Consider the following 15,151-nt stretch of genomic DNA (forward strand, 5'->3'; position numbering starts at 1 on the left):
TCAAAATCAAGAATATTGAAAAAGCAAAAAATGAACGTATATTAACAAAGTAAGGAATTACTTTTCTAAAGATATATTAAAAATTTATGACATTTTTTTTGTTTTAGGAACGATTGTTGTTATATTTGAGTCTATTAATCAATGTTTTAAAAATTAACTTTATAGCCTATAGCATAACATTACTTTAAAAATTTATAACCCCAAAAGCTCAGAAGTGTGCTTCTTTGCGATTAAAAGTAATGATTATGAAATACGAAAACATTGAAGATTCCCTATTAGTTAGTAATTATATAAAAGGCGATGAATCGGCGCTTGAAATTCTTGTTAACAGGCATAAACAAAAAATTTACAGTTTTATTTTTTCAAAAGTTTACGATAGAGATGTGGCTGAAGACATATTTCAGGACACTTTTATAAAAGTAATTCGTACATTAAAACGCGGAGCTTATAATGAAGAGGGGAAGTTTTTACCTTGGGTTATGCGTATTTCTCATAATTTGGTGATAGATTATTTTAGAAAAAACAATCGTATGCCAAAATTCGATAATACCGATGAATTTAATATTTTTTCTGTATTAAGTGATAAGAGTTTAAATGCTGAATCCATCATTATAAAAGATCAGGTTGAGAATGATGTACGGCGTTTAATAGAAGAGTTACCCGACGACCAAAGACAAGTTCTTACCATGCGTATTTATGATGATTTAAGTTTTAAAGAAATTTCAACCAAAACAGGGGTGAGTATAAATACAGCATTAGGGCGTATGCGCTATGCTTTAATTAATCTTAGAAAAATTATTGATAAACATAATATTATTTTAACCAATTGATGCAATAAACTGATTTTTGCCTCGTTATAGATTTAAATTAACTTTTAAATTAATAGCATGGCAAAACTTTACTCAGAGAATTCTTTAAAAAAAAACAACGTTATCGAACCACGAGAAGAAACGATTAAATTTCTTCTCAACTATTCAAAGGCTTTAAGTGTTATAAATTGTAATAAAAAGAAGTTTGAAGCGCTTCTTAATTGAGTTAGAAAAGTCCTAATAGCAGAATTAGGACTTTTTTTGTTTGTTATAATAGTCGTTAATAACAGACTTTCGTCCAATAGTTTTAGTGATAATATCTTTGTCTAAATCCCATCCTCTTGCAGGGGAATACTCGCGTCCATACCAAATTATTTGAAGATGTAAATCGTTCCATAAAGCTTTAGGGAATAAACGCTTAGCGTCTTTTTCGGTCTGTGCAACACTCTTTCCATTACTAAAGTTCCACCGGTACATTAACCGATGAATATGAGTGTCTACAGGAAATGCTGGTATACCAAATGCTTGCGATAATACCACACCAGCAGTTTTATGCCCAACAGCTGGCAGCGCCTCTAAGTCTTCAAAATTTTGTGGTACTTCACCATCATGCTTTTCGATTAATATTTTAGATAACCCATGAATTCCTTTACTCTTCATAGGCGATAAACCAACAGGTTTAATTATTTCTCTAATTTCATCTACCGTCAATTTCACCATATCGTAAGGATTGTCGGCTTTTTCAAAAAGTAGCGGCGTGATTTGGTTAACACGAACATCGGTGCTTTGAGCAGACATTAATACCGCAATTAATAGGGTGTAAGGATCCTTGTGATCTAAAGGAACTGGTATGGTTGGGTATAATTCTTTTAAAGTGTTTATTGTAAATTCTATTTTTTGTTCCTTAGTCATAAATTGTATTTTTGTGCATAGACAAAGTTAATATTATTGTATAAGCTTTGTAGAAGATTAAATTTATAAATATTTACAAGATATGAATACTTTAAAAGTAGGAGATACGGTTCCAAATTTTTCATCTCAAGACGAAAATGGAAATATAGTAACACTTAATGATTATAAAGGAAAAAAGTTAATAGTATTTTTTTATCCAAAAGCGAGCACACCAGGTTGTACAGCCGAAGCTTGTGATTTAAGAGATCATTATGAGGTTTTACAAGAAAAAGGATACGAGTTGCTTGGTGTAAGTGCAGATAGTGCAAAGCGTCAGAGTAATTTCAAGAATAAATATGAGTTCCCTTTCTCTTTATTGGCTGATGAAGATAAAACGGTGATAAATACATTTGGAGTTTGGGGGCCGAAAAAATTCATGGGCCGTGAATACGACGGTATTCATCGTATGACATTTATTATTAACGAACAAGGTGTTGTGGAGCGTGTTATAGACAAAGTAAAAACAAAAGCTCACGCAGCCCAAATTTTAGAAGCTTAATTTGAAGTTGTCTAAAAATAAAAGAAGCTGCTTCTTTTAAAAACAGCCTCTTTTGGTACTAACTAAACTAAAACTAACTATATTGATTTGATAGATTTGGGGACTATCATGTAATGGTAAATCTGGATTTATTAAAAATGGTAAGCATGGGTTTAACTATTATTAATTAGTTAATTACAACTATACAATATTAATGAAACCTTTCAATTAAGTTGTGATATTTTTTATCGAAAACGTTTTAGATTTTAACTAAAACGTTTTCGATACAATTGATTATTAGGTATTTAAATCATTCTTCGCTTATCTTTTGCTGTAAACTTCATTTATTGAGAAAACTTTTTTTTACGTGCTTGACATTGTATAAGTACCTCGATTTTGTAGGATGATGCAAAAAAAAAGAAGCTGACTTTTTCAAGACAACTTCTTTAACTACTGACTTAACTGAAACTAAATATATGTGTATTTTAAAGATAGATTTGGGGCAATATATATAAGGTAAATTAGGGCTATATATATTAGTAGATTCGGGTATATATAAAATGGTTGATTAGGGCGATTTTACATTACTTTCATAAATCTTTTAACAACTGTTCTGTATTTTTCGTGCAAACTTTGAGTTTTTACTTTGTTATCTTTTTCTAAAGTAGCAACTGGAATTAGTTTACTATTATCAAATTCACTTAACGAATAAGTAACTGTTGTGCTAGAGCTTAAAGAAGTAATATTTGATTTTGTTTTTCCTCCTCCATCTGAAATTAAGTATACTGATAGGAGCGTGGTTAAAATGATTTTATGTATTGAAATTAGCATGACTTTTAGGGTTAAATTTGTTTTACTGCTTATTTACATTTAAATAATTTATTAATTATTACGTTGTAATTAATTTTCGTTAGTCAAATTTACTTAATAGGAGGAGGTGAAATCGCAGATTTTTTTTCGAAAACGTTTGGGATTTTTACGGAAACGTTTTCGGAGATATTTCGATGATATAGATTGAAAGAAATATACAACAAAATACTTAAAACTTTTATGTACTATTTGAGATGTATTTTCTTAAAAATTCATCAATGAGTGGAGTATTTCTAGTTTAATACCTTGTATTATTGAGAATTGGGCAAAAAAAAATCGTCTATAATGACGATTTTTTTGTTTTTAATTATGCAATTTGATTCTATTTTCTTTTTCTTATTAAAGTTAAAGGCTTTCTAGAATACCCGAAAAGTCTGTAATCTTTAATTAATTCGGCAGTGCCCTCCGGAACCATGTCTTCCCATCCGCTTTCGCCATCTGCAATTTTTCTAAGAATTTCGCGAGAGAATATATTCATAATTGAAGAATCATATTCTTCTATGTCTATAACTTTACCATTGTATTTAAAGAATTTGTACAATTCTTTCATACGAGGGTACACTTTTAAATTTTCACTGGTAATTAATTCGCCCGTTTCTTGGTCATACATAGGGTATAAATAGACCTTTAAATCTTTAAAGAATAATTTTCCGAAAGCTTCCAGTATACCGCCACTTAAATGGCGATAATATTTTTCATCAAATATATCTACTAGATTGCTTACACCCATTGCTAATCCCATTCTGGCTTTTGTGTAGTTTGAGAAGTACTCTACCACTTTATAGTATTCCTGAAAGTTTGATATCATTACAGAATGCCCAAGCGCACAAAGCAAATCTGCTCTATCTATAAAATCTTGCTCATCAATTTCACCTTCGGCTCTAAGGTTTGAAAGTGTAATTTCAAAAACAACTTCGGTTTTCTCTTTATCTACCTTGTTTTCTTTTATAAACATGTTGTATGATTTCTCATACATTTCCATATTTACTTTAGTTACGGGTCTAAAACTTCCGCGAAGGGCTAAAATATTTTTCTTGTAAAATACTTTAGCTGGTAAAACATTGGTTCCGTCTGGACCGAACATTACCGCATCGGTCATGCCATTTTTCACTAATTGCAAACTCATCAAACGGTTGTCTACATTTTTAAAAACAGGCCCTGAGAAGTTTATAGTATCAATTTCTAAGCGGTCTTTATCTAAATGATCGTACAAATAGCGGAGTAACTTTTTAGGTTCGTTGTATTTATAAAACGCACCGTATATTAAGTTAGTTCCTAATATACCAAGTGTTTCTTGTTGTAATCGAGCATCGGTTTCTTTAAATCGAAGGTGTAATATAATTTCATTATAATCGCCAGTTGATTCTACCTGATACTTTATACCTACCCATCCATGGCCTTTAAATTGTTTGGCAAAATCGATAGTTGCCACCGTATTGGCATAGGTAAAAAATATTTTATTTGGATTTTTTTCACGTGTTAATCTGTTTTCCATAAGATTCATCTCATGGCTTAACATTTTTCTTAGTCTGGCTTCGGTAACATAACGTCCATCATCTTCGGCTCCGTAAATGGCGTCACTAAAATCCTTATCATAAGCAGACATCGCCTTAGCTATTGTTCCTGAGGCTCCTCCAGCTCTAAAAAAATGTCTACAAGTTTCTTGCCCAGCACCTATCTCGGCAAATGTTCCGTAAATGTTTTCATTCAAGTTAATTCGGAGGGCTTTCGATTTTAACGAAGGAATATCATCAAATTCTCTATCACCTTTTATGTGTATTTCCATAGGTTTTACGGTTATTTTCAATAAAAGAGTAAAGATATTAAATAACTGTACGAAACAAAAAAACATTCTTACTTTTGTGATAAACTTAAGATTGTTTTGAAGGTAACTTTTCTTGGTACAGGTACATCGCAGGGCATCCCCATAATAGGGAGTAATCACCCCGTTTGTTTAAGTAATGATTTTAGAGACAAACGATTAAGGGTGTCCATTTTAGTAGAATGGGATAGTTACACTTATGTGGTAGATTGTGGACCTGATTTTCGCTATCAAATGCTGCGTTCGGGTTGCTCGAAAATAGACGGCATTATTTTTACTCACGAACACGCCGATCATGTTGCTGGTTTAGATGATATTAGACCGTTTTATTTTAAGCAAGGCGATATTCCTATTTATGCACATAAACGAGTTATTAAATCGTTGGTTAAACGGTTTGATTATGTTTTTGAAACTAAAAATAAATATCCCGGGGCTCCAGGGGTTATAACGAATCGCATTAAAAATAAGCCGTTTCGTTTAAAAAATTTAGAAGTAATTCCTGTTAACGGAAAACATGGTAAGCTTCAGGTTTTTGGTTTTAAGTTTGGTGATTTTGCTTATTTAACAGATATGAAACAGGTTAAAGAAAAGGAAATCGAAAAAATAAAGAACATAAAAGTGTTGGTAGTTAATGCGCTACGAATAGAAGAACATTATTCACATTTTAATTTAATAGAAGCTCTTAATTTTATAAAAAAGGTAAATCCTGAAAAAGCTTATTTAACACACATCAGTCATTTATTAGGTTTTCATGAAGAAGTTGAAAAAACATTACCAGAAAATGTATTTTTGGCCTTTGATGAATTACAAATAACTATTTAAAAAAATAAAAATGAAGCAAAGAATTTTCATGTATCTATTTGTATTTGCCATGTTATTGGTTCTATTTCAGTTTGTAAACTCGAAACGTGTTTTTGAAGATATGAACAATACCATTGGCGATTATAAAGAGCAATTACAATCGTATAAGGATTCTATTGTAAATATGCAGCATAATTTAACGGAGGTTTCACATTTTAATTTAGAAAAAAATGAAGATGCTATAAGTTATTTTGAAAACCAAGGATATAATGTTAGTGACCTTATTCCTGCTATTAAGGACGAGTTATATAAATTAAATGAAGTAAAGGATGAACATCCTATTGTGCCTTATGCGGCCTCAGAAGGAAAACGCATGATGATTAACACCATTAAATTATTAAATCATAAATGGATAATTGCCGACTTTACCGATGGTAAATACTGGGGAGAAATGTTTATGACTTACTATATCAATGAAGATCGGAGTATCGATTTTAAAGTAGTAGAATCTTTTTTATATCCTTTTGACTAAAACACCGCCTTATTTCATTCGGTAAGCTACACCTTTTTGCTTTTTAGTTTCACCTACATAGGAGTATTCGTAGGTATATGAACTATCTGTAGTAGTTAAAATTTTTAGATGAATATCTTTGCGTTCAGCCATATTCTTTGGATTTATGGTTCTAAACACAACTTCACAGTCATTAATCCATCTTAACGATGAGGAGTCTATTTTGCTATTATAAGTTTCTATCTGTAATTTATCGGTGCGCTTAAATTTTGAAGTATATGTTTCACCATCAATTGTAACTTCGCTGTAAAATTCACCAGTTCTATAATCACTACAATTACGAGTTGTTTGAAAACAGCTAAACATACTCAAAAGTAAAAAGGCATAACAAAATTTCATGTGGACGAATTATAAGGCTTTAAAATTTAGACCAAAGGTACTAAACTATCCCAATTTTAATTATGATAATTTTTAAAAGTCCCATCAGAATAAAAAACAACGATACGCTCTATAGTTTTGTTATTTTCATTTTCTGAAAATATTTTTTCTTCTGGAAGATTTTCAGGAGCCTTAGCTATCGCCTCTTTTTTTATCTTTTCAGATGACACTGGGGTAGGTTCCAATATTTTTTGCTCTTTAATTTCTTTTTTTGCAGGAAAACTGCCTTTACCATTTAGAAGCCAATATAATTCTACTTCAGGAAATGCCGACAGAATTTTTAATACAAATTCTAAACTCGGTTTATTACGCCCTGATAATATATGTGAAATGCTTGAGCGCTGTACACCTATTTTTTCAGCAAAAGAAGACGCCGATTCTCCATAAAAACGGATAACTCGCTCTAACCTTTGGGTAAATTCTTCTGTGTTTATCATGTTAAACTTTACAATTGTATACTGAGTTACAAATGTAATAAATTATTTTAAAACGTATACATTTGTATACTTCTTTATTAAAAAAAGTACAATTTTGTTTATATTAATACTTTAACTTAAATGACATATGTTGTTGATAATAAATATTTTACTTTCAGTTATTGTTGATAGAACCTAGTGCTATTAATTCAGTTGATTAAACACCGTGAATCCAACGTAAACCGTGTTTACATATGTATACAATTTAATTTAACCCCTTGTTTACAGATGTAAATTTGTTAATGTTGACAATTGTAAAATCCTAAATTCTTACATTTGCACACAAAATGTAAACATGCAATTAGACACCATTAAACAACTCTATTCTACCTATAAGGAAAGTGGGTTATTCAACCGTTATATTACTAACAACCATATTAAACCATTATTAGAGATCTTAAGCAACAAAATAAACATTGAAACGCTTGGTCAATCCGTTAAGGGCGAAAATATTTTTGCCTTTAAAATTGGAGATGGAGATAAACGGATTTTAATGTGGTCTCAAATGCATGGAAACGAATCTACAACGACAAAAGCAATTTTTGATCTTACAAATACTTTATTATCCGATCAATCTAAAACAAAACACATCCTAGAAGCTTGTACCTTATATATTATTCCAATTTTAAACCCCGATGGGGCTGAAGCATATACCAGAATAAACGCTAATGAAGTTGACTTGAATAGAGATGCGCAAAATTTAACGCAACCCGAAAGCTTAGTTTTAAAATCTGCTTTCGAGAACTTTAAGCCTCATTTTTGTTACAATTTACATGGACAACGAACTATTTTCAGCGCTGGTAAGGCCAATAAATCAGCTGTTGTTTCATTCTTATCTCCTGCACAAGACGAAGCATGCTCCTTAACACCTAATAGAAAAGTGGCAATGGAAATAATTTCAGTTATGAACGCTGCTTTGCAGCAAATAATTCCTGATCAGGTAGGTGTTTATGATGATGCTTTTAATTTAAATTGCGTAGGAGATACGTTTCAAAGTAAAAACATCCCAACTATATTATTTGAGGCCGGGCATTTTCCAGGAGATTATGAACGCGAGAAAACGAGAGAACTGATTTATATGTCTTATCTAACGTCTCTAGACTATATTGCTAATAATGATATTACAGGAGAAAAGTATCAGTCATATTTAGAAATTCCAGAAAACGAAAAACTGTTTTTAGATGTTATTTTAAGGAATGTGAAAGTAGAAAATAGTGACGACGGGGAAGTTGTAGATATAGGGATTATGTTTCAGGAGCGATTAATTGATAAAAAAATAGTTTTTATTCCACGCATTGAAAAAATCGAAAATTTAAGTAATTTTTATGCTCATAAAACAATTCAAGCCAATGGGTTAAAGGTGTTGGGCGAAAATGGCAATGCATTAAAAGTAGGTGACGAAAACGATTTCGTTGTGGTGAATAATGAAAAAATACCAATAATTTCGAAATAAAGCATACTAAATATGTGTTATTTTTAAAGAAAATGTACTATTTTTGGCTAATACTTAAGAATAATTAATTATGGGGAAAATTAAATTAGACGAAATAGATCATCAAATCCTTGATATGTTAATCGATAACACAAGGATTCCGTTTACAGACATTGCGAAAAAATTATTAATATCGGCAGGAACTGTTCACGTTAGAGTTAAAAAAATGGAAGAACATGGTATTATAAGAGGTTCTTCGTTAATGTTAGATTACAAAAAATTAGGTTACTCTTTTATTGCATATGTAGGTGTGTTTTTAAATAAAACATCAGAAACTAAGTTTGTATTGGAGCGAATTAATGAAATACCTTATGTAACCGTAGCACACATTACTACAGGAAAATTTAACGTATTTTGTAAAATTCGAGCAAGAAGTACCGAGCATGCTAAAGAGGTTATTTTCTTATTAGATGATATTGAAGGGGTTTACAGAACCGAGACAATGATTTCGTTAGAAGAAAGTATTAATGATAAAAAACGATTGATGCATACCATTTTTAATGAAATGTAATGGTATTTAAAATATTTTTAAAAAAAAGGTTGATTTTAGAATCAGCCTTTTTTTTGTTTTATAGTCTACCGTTAACAGGTTGGGCTAGTACCCCTTTTACGTCATACAAAATACTATTTTCCGCAAGTAATGTTTTGGTGTCTATAGTTTTAAATTCATTATGCGAAACGGCCAGTACCACGGCGTCAAAAGTTTTGCTTGGTAATTTATTTATCGTTGTAAGGTTGAATTCTTCTTTCACTTCATTTGGTTTTGCCCAAGGATCAAAAATCGTTACTTCAGTGCCAAAACTTTGAAGTTGATAGATTAAATCTACAACTTTGGTATTTCTTACATCAGGGCAGTTTTCTTTAAACGTGATTCCTAATATTAAAATGTTCGCGTCCTTAATTCGAATATCATTTTGAGCCATAAGCTTAATAACTTCTGAAGCGACATAATGCCCCATGCTGTCATTTACTCGTCTTCCAGCGAGTATTATTTCAGGATGATAACCAATTTCAATTGCTTTTTGTGCTAAATAATACGGGTCTACACCTATGCAATGCCCGCCAACAAGACCTGGTTTAAAAGGAAGGAAATTCCATTTCGTACCAGCTGCAGCTAATACATCGTGTGTATCAATCTCCATTAAATTGAAAATTTTGGCTAATTCATTTACAAAAGCAATATTGATATCACGTTGAGAATTTTCTATTACTTTCGCTGCTTCTGCAACTTTTATTGAAGGAGCTAAGTGGGTTCCTGCTGTTATAACGCTGCTATAAAGTTCATCTACTTTCTTACCTATTTCAGGGGTAGAGCCGGAAGTTACTTTTAAAATCTTATCCACTGTATGTAATTTGTCACCGGGGTTGATGCGCTCGGGCGAATAGCCCGCAAAAAAATCAATATTAAATTTTAAACCACTAATTTTTTCTAAAATAGGAACACACTCATCTTCGGTTACGCCCGGATATACAGTTGATTCATAAATAACAATATCTCCTTTTTTTAAAACCTGTGCTATAGATTCTGTTGCGCTATAAAGAGGTGTTAGGTCAGGTTTGTTATTTTTATCAATGGGGGTAGGCACAGTCACGATATAATAGCTACAGTTATTTAAATCTTGTATGTTACTTGTTAAAAATAAACCATTGCTTTTCGGGTCTTTATTTGATTTTAAGACCTCTAATAAGTCATTCTTACTAACTTCCAGTGTTACATCATGACCAGTATTTAAGTCATTAATACGATTTTCTTTTATATCGAAACCAATTACAGGGTATTTTGTAGCAAATAATCTTGCTAGAGGTAAACCAACGTAACCCAATCCTATAACTGCAATTTTTTTATCCCTCATTTATTGAAGTTTGTTTTATTTTAAATGTTTCCAATACCATGAAACAGCTTCTTTTAAGCCTGATTTTATATCGAATTTTGGCTCGTAACTTAATAATTTTTTAGCCTTATCGATTGAAGCTAGTGAGTGTGGAATATCTCCTTTTCGGGGTTCCTTAAATTTCACATCAACCTGACTAATAGTTTCGTCGTATTCTGTTAAATAGTTTTTTAAAAGTGTTACGAGTTCTAATAAAGTCGTTCTTTCTCCATAGGCCACATTGTAAACTGTATTTAAGGCAGCATAATTCGTGGTTGCTAAAGCATTAATATTCATTTGAACAACGTTATCAATATAGGTAAAATCTCTTGAAAAACTCCCGTCGCCATTAATAACAGGTGATTCGTGCTTAATAAGTTGCTGAACAAATTTAGGTATCACCGCGGCATAAGCTCCTTCTGGGTCTTGCCGTTTTCCAAATACATTAAAGTAACGTAACCCAACACAGTCTAAATTATAGGTTTTATGAAAAATATCAGCGTATAATTCATTAACGTATTTAGTAATTGCGTACGGAGATAACGGTTTGCCTATTTGATTTTCAACTTTCGGAAGCGCTTTACTATCACCGTAAGTTGACGAACTGGCTGCATAAATAAACCGTTGTACTGAACTTTCTTTTGCTGCTATCAACATATTTAAAAAACCAGAAATATTTACTTCGTTTGTTGTAATCGGATCTTTTATAGAGCGCGGCACAGAACCAAGAGCAGCTTGATGTAAGATGTAGTCTACATTAATGCAGGCTTTTTTGCAGTCCGATAAATTTCTGATGTCACCTTCAATTAAAGTGAATTTTTTATGAGATTCAAACGATTTTAAATTCGCCTTTTTTCCAGTTGAAAAATTATCTAAACAGGTAACTTTAATGTTATTTAACAATAAGTGTTCGCATAAATTTGAACCTATAAAACCAGCACCACCTGTAACGAGAATATGTTTGTTTTTTAAAAGTGTTAATTGCTGTGCCGTCATTTTTGATGTTGTTTTAAAAACGGATTAAAAATATAAATGTAATTTTAATTCCGAAACTAATTCTGTTATTGTTTATAATTAAAAGCTAATTTAGAATTTTACATATTACTTAGCGTAATAAAATAAGTTAATGGTTGCAAAAAAGAAGATATTTTTATCCCCGCCTCATTTAAGTGGTTTAGAGCAGGAATTTATTAATGACGCTTTTATAAATAATTGGGTAGCGCCAGCAGGAAATAATATAGATACTTTTGAGGAAGACTTGCAAGCCTATTTAAACAAGCATGTTTATGTAGTAGCTTTAAATTCAGGGACTTCAGCTATTCATTTAGCCTTAAAGGAACTCGGGGTATCAGAAGACGACGAGGTGTTATGTCAGAGTTTTACTTTTTCAGCATCGGTAAACCCGGTCGTGTATTTGGGAGCTAAACCAATTTTTATCGATAGTGAACCAGATACCTGGAATATATGTCCTGAATTACTTGAAAAAGCTATAAAGCATAGAATAGAAAATTATAGAAAACCAAAAGCTATTATAGCCGTACATCTGTATGGTATGCCCTATAAAGTTGATGAAATTAATAAAATTGCTAAATTCTATGACATCCCTGTGATTGAGGATGCTGCAGAGGCTTTGGGTAGTTATTACAAGGGAAAACCTTGTGGTGGCTTTACCGAAATGGGCGTGTACTCATTTAATGGTAATAAAATTATAACCACTTCAGCGGGAGGTGCGTTAATTGTTTCTACTGAAAGGCAGAAGGATCGAATTATTTTTTTGTCTAATCAAGCTAAAGATGAAGCTGTGCATTATGAACACACTGAGATTGGTTACAATTACAGAATGAGTAATGTGCTTGCAGGAATAGGGAGGGGGCAGTTAAAAGTGTTACAGGAAAGGGTGGAATCAAGGCGTAAGCATTACGATTTTTACAAGGAAAACTTAAAAATATTGGGCGAGTTTGCGTTTTTAAAAGAGCCTAGTTATTGTAAATCTAACAGGTGGCTTACCTGTATGATAACCAAATCTTTTCAAATGCGAGAACACATTAGAAAAGCTTTAGCTGATGAAAATATTGAATCGCGACCGCTATGGAAGCCAATGCATATGCAGCCGGTGTTTAAACATGCCTTAAGCTTTACTAATGGTGTATCTGAAAATCTCTTCGAAAAAGGGTTGTGTTTACCAAGTGGGTCTAATTTAAGTTCAGACGATTTAGAACGAATTGTATTAACTATTTCTAAAGCGGTAAAATAAAATAAAGCCTGTAAATACAGGCTTTATATATTTTTAAGAAGCATAGAACTCAAAAGCATCTATGATGATTTTTTCATCTACTAAGCAATCAATTTTAGGTTTCCCTATGGCTTCCAGAAGAACGAAATTAATGTTTCCGTAATTATTCTTTTTATCGTACTTCATTAAATCCATAATAGGTTTTCTGTCATTTTTATCAATGTCTACTTTACCATAATAGTCTATAAAGAAATCTTTTATTTTTAATGTAGTTTCCATTGGAAAACCAACCAGTTCAGATGATATATAAGCAGCCAAAATCATTCCAATTATTATGGCTTCACCATGCAGTAATGTGTTTTTTTTAGGATCGCTTAAAAAGTGCGTTTCAATGGCATGGCCCAGTGTGTGACCGAAATTTAAAGTTTTACGCAGACCATTTTCAAACGGATCAATTTCAACAACATGTTTTTTAATTTCAACTGATTCATGAATAAGTAAATCTAAATCTTCAGCGTTTAATGCGGATAAGTCCTGGAATTTGTTCCAATATTCCTCACTACTTATTAATCCATGTTTGAGCATTTCTGCTAATCCCGACCTCATTTGGTTTTGTGGTAGTGTCGATAAATATTGTGTATCGATTAACACTAAATCTGGATTACTAATAACTCCAATTTGATTTTTTAAATGACCTAAATCCACGCCAGTTTTTCCTCCAACAGAGGCGTCAACCATTGAAAGTAAAGTGGTAGGCACATTTATATAAGAGATTCCTCGCTTAAATGTACAAGCAACAAAACCACCTAAATCTGTAATAACCCCACCACCAATATTAATGAGTAAACTTTTTCTGTCAGCTCCAAGTTCAGATAAGGTGTTCCAAACACCAACGCATGTATCGATCGTTTTGTTAATTTCACCAGATTCTATCTCGATAATTTCAATAGTAATATCCGTTTCTAACAATTTTAGAAAATTTGGAAGACAAAACTGATGTGTGTTTTCATCAACTAAAATGAATATTTTAGAATAATTATTGTTGTTAATATGTTGATTTATAGATGTGTAGCACACTTTATTAAAATGAATAGTACAATCTCCAGCGCTAATAGAATTCATGAAAATATTTAACTTTTTTTTAAGTTGCGAAATTTAAGGAGATTTTCGATAAAATGATAACTTAGCCCGCATTATATTTATATATTTTTCAATTTTATTTATGGGTGTAGAACGCATATTCGATAATACAGAAGTGGCCTTTGCGCTAAAAAGTGACTCTGAGTTAGAGCGCGCTTACTTTTTGTTTAAAATGATCTCTATAGAGCCTTTAGTTCGCATTGGAACTGCTGCAACAAATTTTGCGCTAAAAGCACATTTACCTGTAGAAGGCTTAATTAGGGCTACTGTATTCGATCATTTTTGTGGTGGTGTAAACGAAAACGACTGTTTGCCTGTAATAAATAAAATGTACGAGAAAGGTGTTAGCTCGGTTTTAGATTTTTCTGTTGAAGGAAAAGCATGCGAAGCAGAATTTGATAATGCCGTTGATGTGGTTTTGAAAATCATGGAATTTTCTAAGGAATTGAAAGCCATTCCAATTGCGGTGTTCAAACCAACGGGTTTTGGTCGTTTTTATTTATTTGAAAAATTAGGTAAAGGCGAAGCTTTAACGTCAAAGGAGCAGGAAGAATGGGATAGAGTAGTTGCCAGATTCGATGTGGTTTGCAAGAAAGCAAAAGACTATAATATCGCTGTCTTAATTGATGCCGAAGAAAGTTGGATGCAAGACGCAGCTGATAATCTCGTTACTCAAATGATGAAGAAATACAATACAGAAAAACCGGTTGTCTATAATACACTTCAAATGTATCGCCATGACCGTATGGAATTTCTAAAACAAGAGCACAATAAAGCAAAGTCGGAGGGGTATTATCTAGGTTACAAAATTGTGCGTGGGGCTTACATGGAAAAAGAAAATGATCGTGCTATTGAAAATGATTATTTGTCACCTATTTGCCCAAGTAAAGCAGCTACTGATGCTAATTTTGATGAAGGATTAAATTATATTTTAGATCATATTGATGACATTGCTCTGTTTGCCGGAACTCATAACGAGCAAAGTTCTTACTTGTTAATGGATTTAATGGAGGAAAAAGGATTAGAAAAGAATGATAAAAGAATTTGGTTTGGTCAGTTGTATGGTATGAGTGATCATATTAGTTTTAATTTATCTAATCTAGGTTATAATGTAGCTAAATATATTCCTTTTGGGCCGGTAAAAGATGTGATGCCTTATTTAATTAGAAGAGCTGAAGAAAACACCTCGGTAGCAGGTCAAACAGGTAGGGAGTTAGCGCTTATAAAAAAGGAGAAAAAGCGACGAAAATCGGCATAGA

General features: G+C 32.1%; 16 protein-coding genes. 8 read left to right on the forward strand and 8 right to left on the reverse strand.

All coding sequences use genetic code 11. The features are described from left to right. Nucleotides 1-245: 245 nt before the first annotated feature. Nucleotides 246-830, forward strand: coding sequence for an RNA polymerase sigma factor (locus ICJ83_RS07235; protein ID WP_188229705.1), 585 nt, complete (start codon nt 246-248; stop codon nt 828-830). Nucleotides 831-1,058: 228 nt separating this feature from the next. Here ICJ83_RS07235 and ICJ83_RS07240 read toward each other — a convergent pair whose 3' ends face one another. Then, the gene (locus ICJ83_RS07240) at nt 1,059-1,721 is read right to left on the reverse strand and encodes an endonuclease III domain-containing protein (protein ID WP_188229706.1); all 663 of its coding nucleotides are present in this window, start codon (nt 1,719-1,721) and stop codon (nt 1,059-1,061) included. Between the two features lie 82 nt (nt 1,722-1,803). On the opposite strand from ICJ83_RS07240, the gene bcp reads away from it, so the two are divergent. Further along, on the forward strand, nt 1,804-2,259 hold the full coding sequence (gene bcp / locus ICJ83_RS07245) for a thioredoxin-dependent thiol peroxidase (RefSeq protein ID WP_188229707.1): 456 nt from the start codon (nt 1,804-1,806) through the stop codon (nt 2,257-2,259). A gap of 558 nt (nt 2,260-2,817) precedes the next feature. Here bcp and ICJ83_RS07250 read toward each other — a convergent pair. After that, nucleotides 2,818-3,069, reverse strand: coding sequence for a hypothetical protein (locus ICJ83_RS07250; protein ID WP_188229708.1), 252 nt, complete (start codon nt 3,067-3,069; stop codon nt 2,818-2,820). A 361-nt stretch (nt 3,070-3,430) separates the two neighbouring features. After that, nucleotides 3,431-4,894, reverse strand: coding sequence for a nucleotidyl transferase family protein (locus ICJ83_RS07255; RefSeq protein WP_188229709.1), 1,464 nt, complete (start codon nt 4,892-4,894; stop codon nt 3,431-3,433). A gap of 96 nt (nt 4,895-4,990) precedes the next feature. Here ICJ83_RS07255 and ICJ83_RS07260 point away from each other — a divergent pair, with 96 nt between their 5' ends. Both ICJ83_RS07260 and ICJ83_RS07265 read left to right on the forward strand, forming a co-directional pair. Beyond that, entirely contained in the window at nt 4,991-5,752 is a 762-nt protein-coding gene (locus ICJ83_RS07260; protein WP_188229710.1) for an MBL fold metallo-hydrolase, read from the forward strand. Between the two features lie 10 nt (nt 5,753-5,762). Further along, nucleotides 5,763-6,263: a hydrolase gene (locus ICJ83_RS07265; RefSeq protein WP_188229711.1), complete on the forward strand. Its 501-nt coding sequence runs from the start codon at nt 5,763-5,765 to the stop codon at nt 6,261-6,263. 9 nt (nt 6,264-6,272) lie between these two features. Here the strand turns inward: ICJ83_RS07265 and ICJ83_RS07270 are convergent, their stop codons facing one another. Then, the gene (locus ICJ83_RS07270) at nt 6,273-6,641 is read right to left on the reverse strand and encodes a DNA topoisomerase IV (protein WP_188229712.1); all 369 of its coding nucleotides are present in this window, start codon (nt 6,639-6,641) and stop codon (nt 6,273-6,275) included. A gap of 56 nt (nt 6,642-6,697) precedes the next feature. Beyond that, entirely contained in the window at nt 6,698-7,117 is a 420-nt protein-coding gene (locus ICJ83_RS07275; protein WP_188229713.1) for a helix-turn-helix domain-containing protein, read from the reverse strand. Between the two features lie 334 nt (nt 7,118-7,451). On the opposite strand from ICJ83_RS07275, the gene ICJ83_RS07280 reads away from it, so the two are divergent. After that, nucleotides 7,452-8,609, forward strand: a complete 1,158-nt coding sequence (locus ICJ83_RS07280; protein WP_188229714.1) for a M14 family zinc carboxypeptidase — start codon at nt 7,452-7,454, stop codon at nt 8,607-8,609. Nucleotides 8,610-8,679: 70 nt separating this feature from the next. Further along, nucleotides 8,680-9,159 carry an Lrp/AsnC family transcriptional regulator gene (locus ICJ83_RS07285; RefSeq protein ID WP_188229715.1) on the forward strand — a complete coding sequence of 160 codons (480 nt, stop codon included), beginning with the start codon at nt 8,680-8,682 and terminating at the stop codon, nt 9,157-9,159. Nucleotides 9,160-9,217: 58 nt separating this feature from the next. On the opposite strand, the gene ICJ83_RS07290 is transcribed toward ICJ83_RS07285, so the two are convergent. Together ICJ83_RS07290 and ICJ83_RS07295 are read right to left on the reverse strand one after the other, a co-directional pair. Then, nucleotides 9,218-10,501: a nucleotide sugar dehydrogenase gene (locus ICJ83_RS07290; protein WP_188229716.1), complete on the reverse strand. Its 1,284-nt coding sequence runs from the start codon at nt 10,499-10,501 to the stop codon at nt 9,218-9,220. A 15-nt stretch (nt 10,502-10,516) separates the two neighbouring features. Further along, on the reverse strand, nt 10,517-11,515 hold the full coding sequence (locus ICJ83_RS07295) for an SDR family oxidoreductase (protein ID WP_188229717.1): 999 nt from the start codon (nt 11,513-11,515) through the stop codon (nt 10,517-10,519). Nucleotides 11,516-11,645: 130 nt separating this feature from the next. Between ICJ83_RS07295 and ICJ83_RS07300 the strand changes: the two genes are divergently transcribed. Beyond that, a complete protein-coding gene (locus ICJ83_RS07300; protein WP_188229718.1) occupies nt 11,646-12,773 on the forward strand; it encodes a DegT/DnrJ/EryC1/StrS family aminotransferase in 1,128 nt (375 codons plus the stop codon). A gap of 33 nt (nt 12,774-12,806) precedes the next feature. Here ICJ83_RS07300 and aroB read toward each other — a convergent pair whose 3' ends face one another. Beyond that, complete coding sequence (aroB, locus tag ICJ83_RS07305) at nt 12,807-13,874, reverse strand: 3-dehydroquinate synthase (protein ID WP_188229719.1); 1,068 nt, start codon at nt 13,872-13,874, stop codon at nt 12,807-12,809. A 100-nt stretch (nt 13,875-13,974) separates the two neighbouring features. Here aroB and ICJ83_RS07310 point away from each other — a divergent pair, with 100 nt between their 5' ends. After that, nucleotides 13,975-15,150, forward strand: a complete 1,176-nt coding sequence (locus tag ICJ83_RS07310; RefSeq protein ID WP_188229720.1) for a proline dehydrogenase family protein — start codon at nt 13,975-13,977, stop codon at nt 15,148-15,150. Nucleotide 15,151 lies beyond the last annotated feature (1 nt).

Source organism: Aestuariibaculum sediminum (assembly GCF_014596945.1).
GTDB lineage: Bacteria > Bacteroidota > Bacteroidia > Flavobacteriales > Flavobacteriaceae > Aestuariibaculum > Aestuariibaculum sediminum.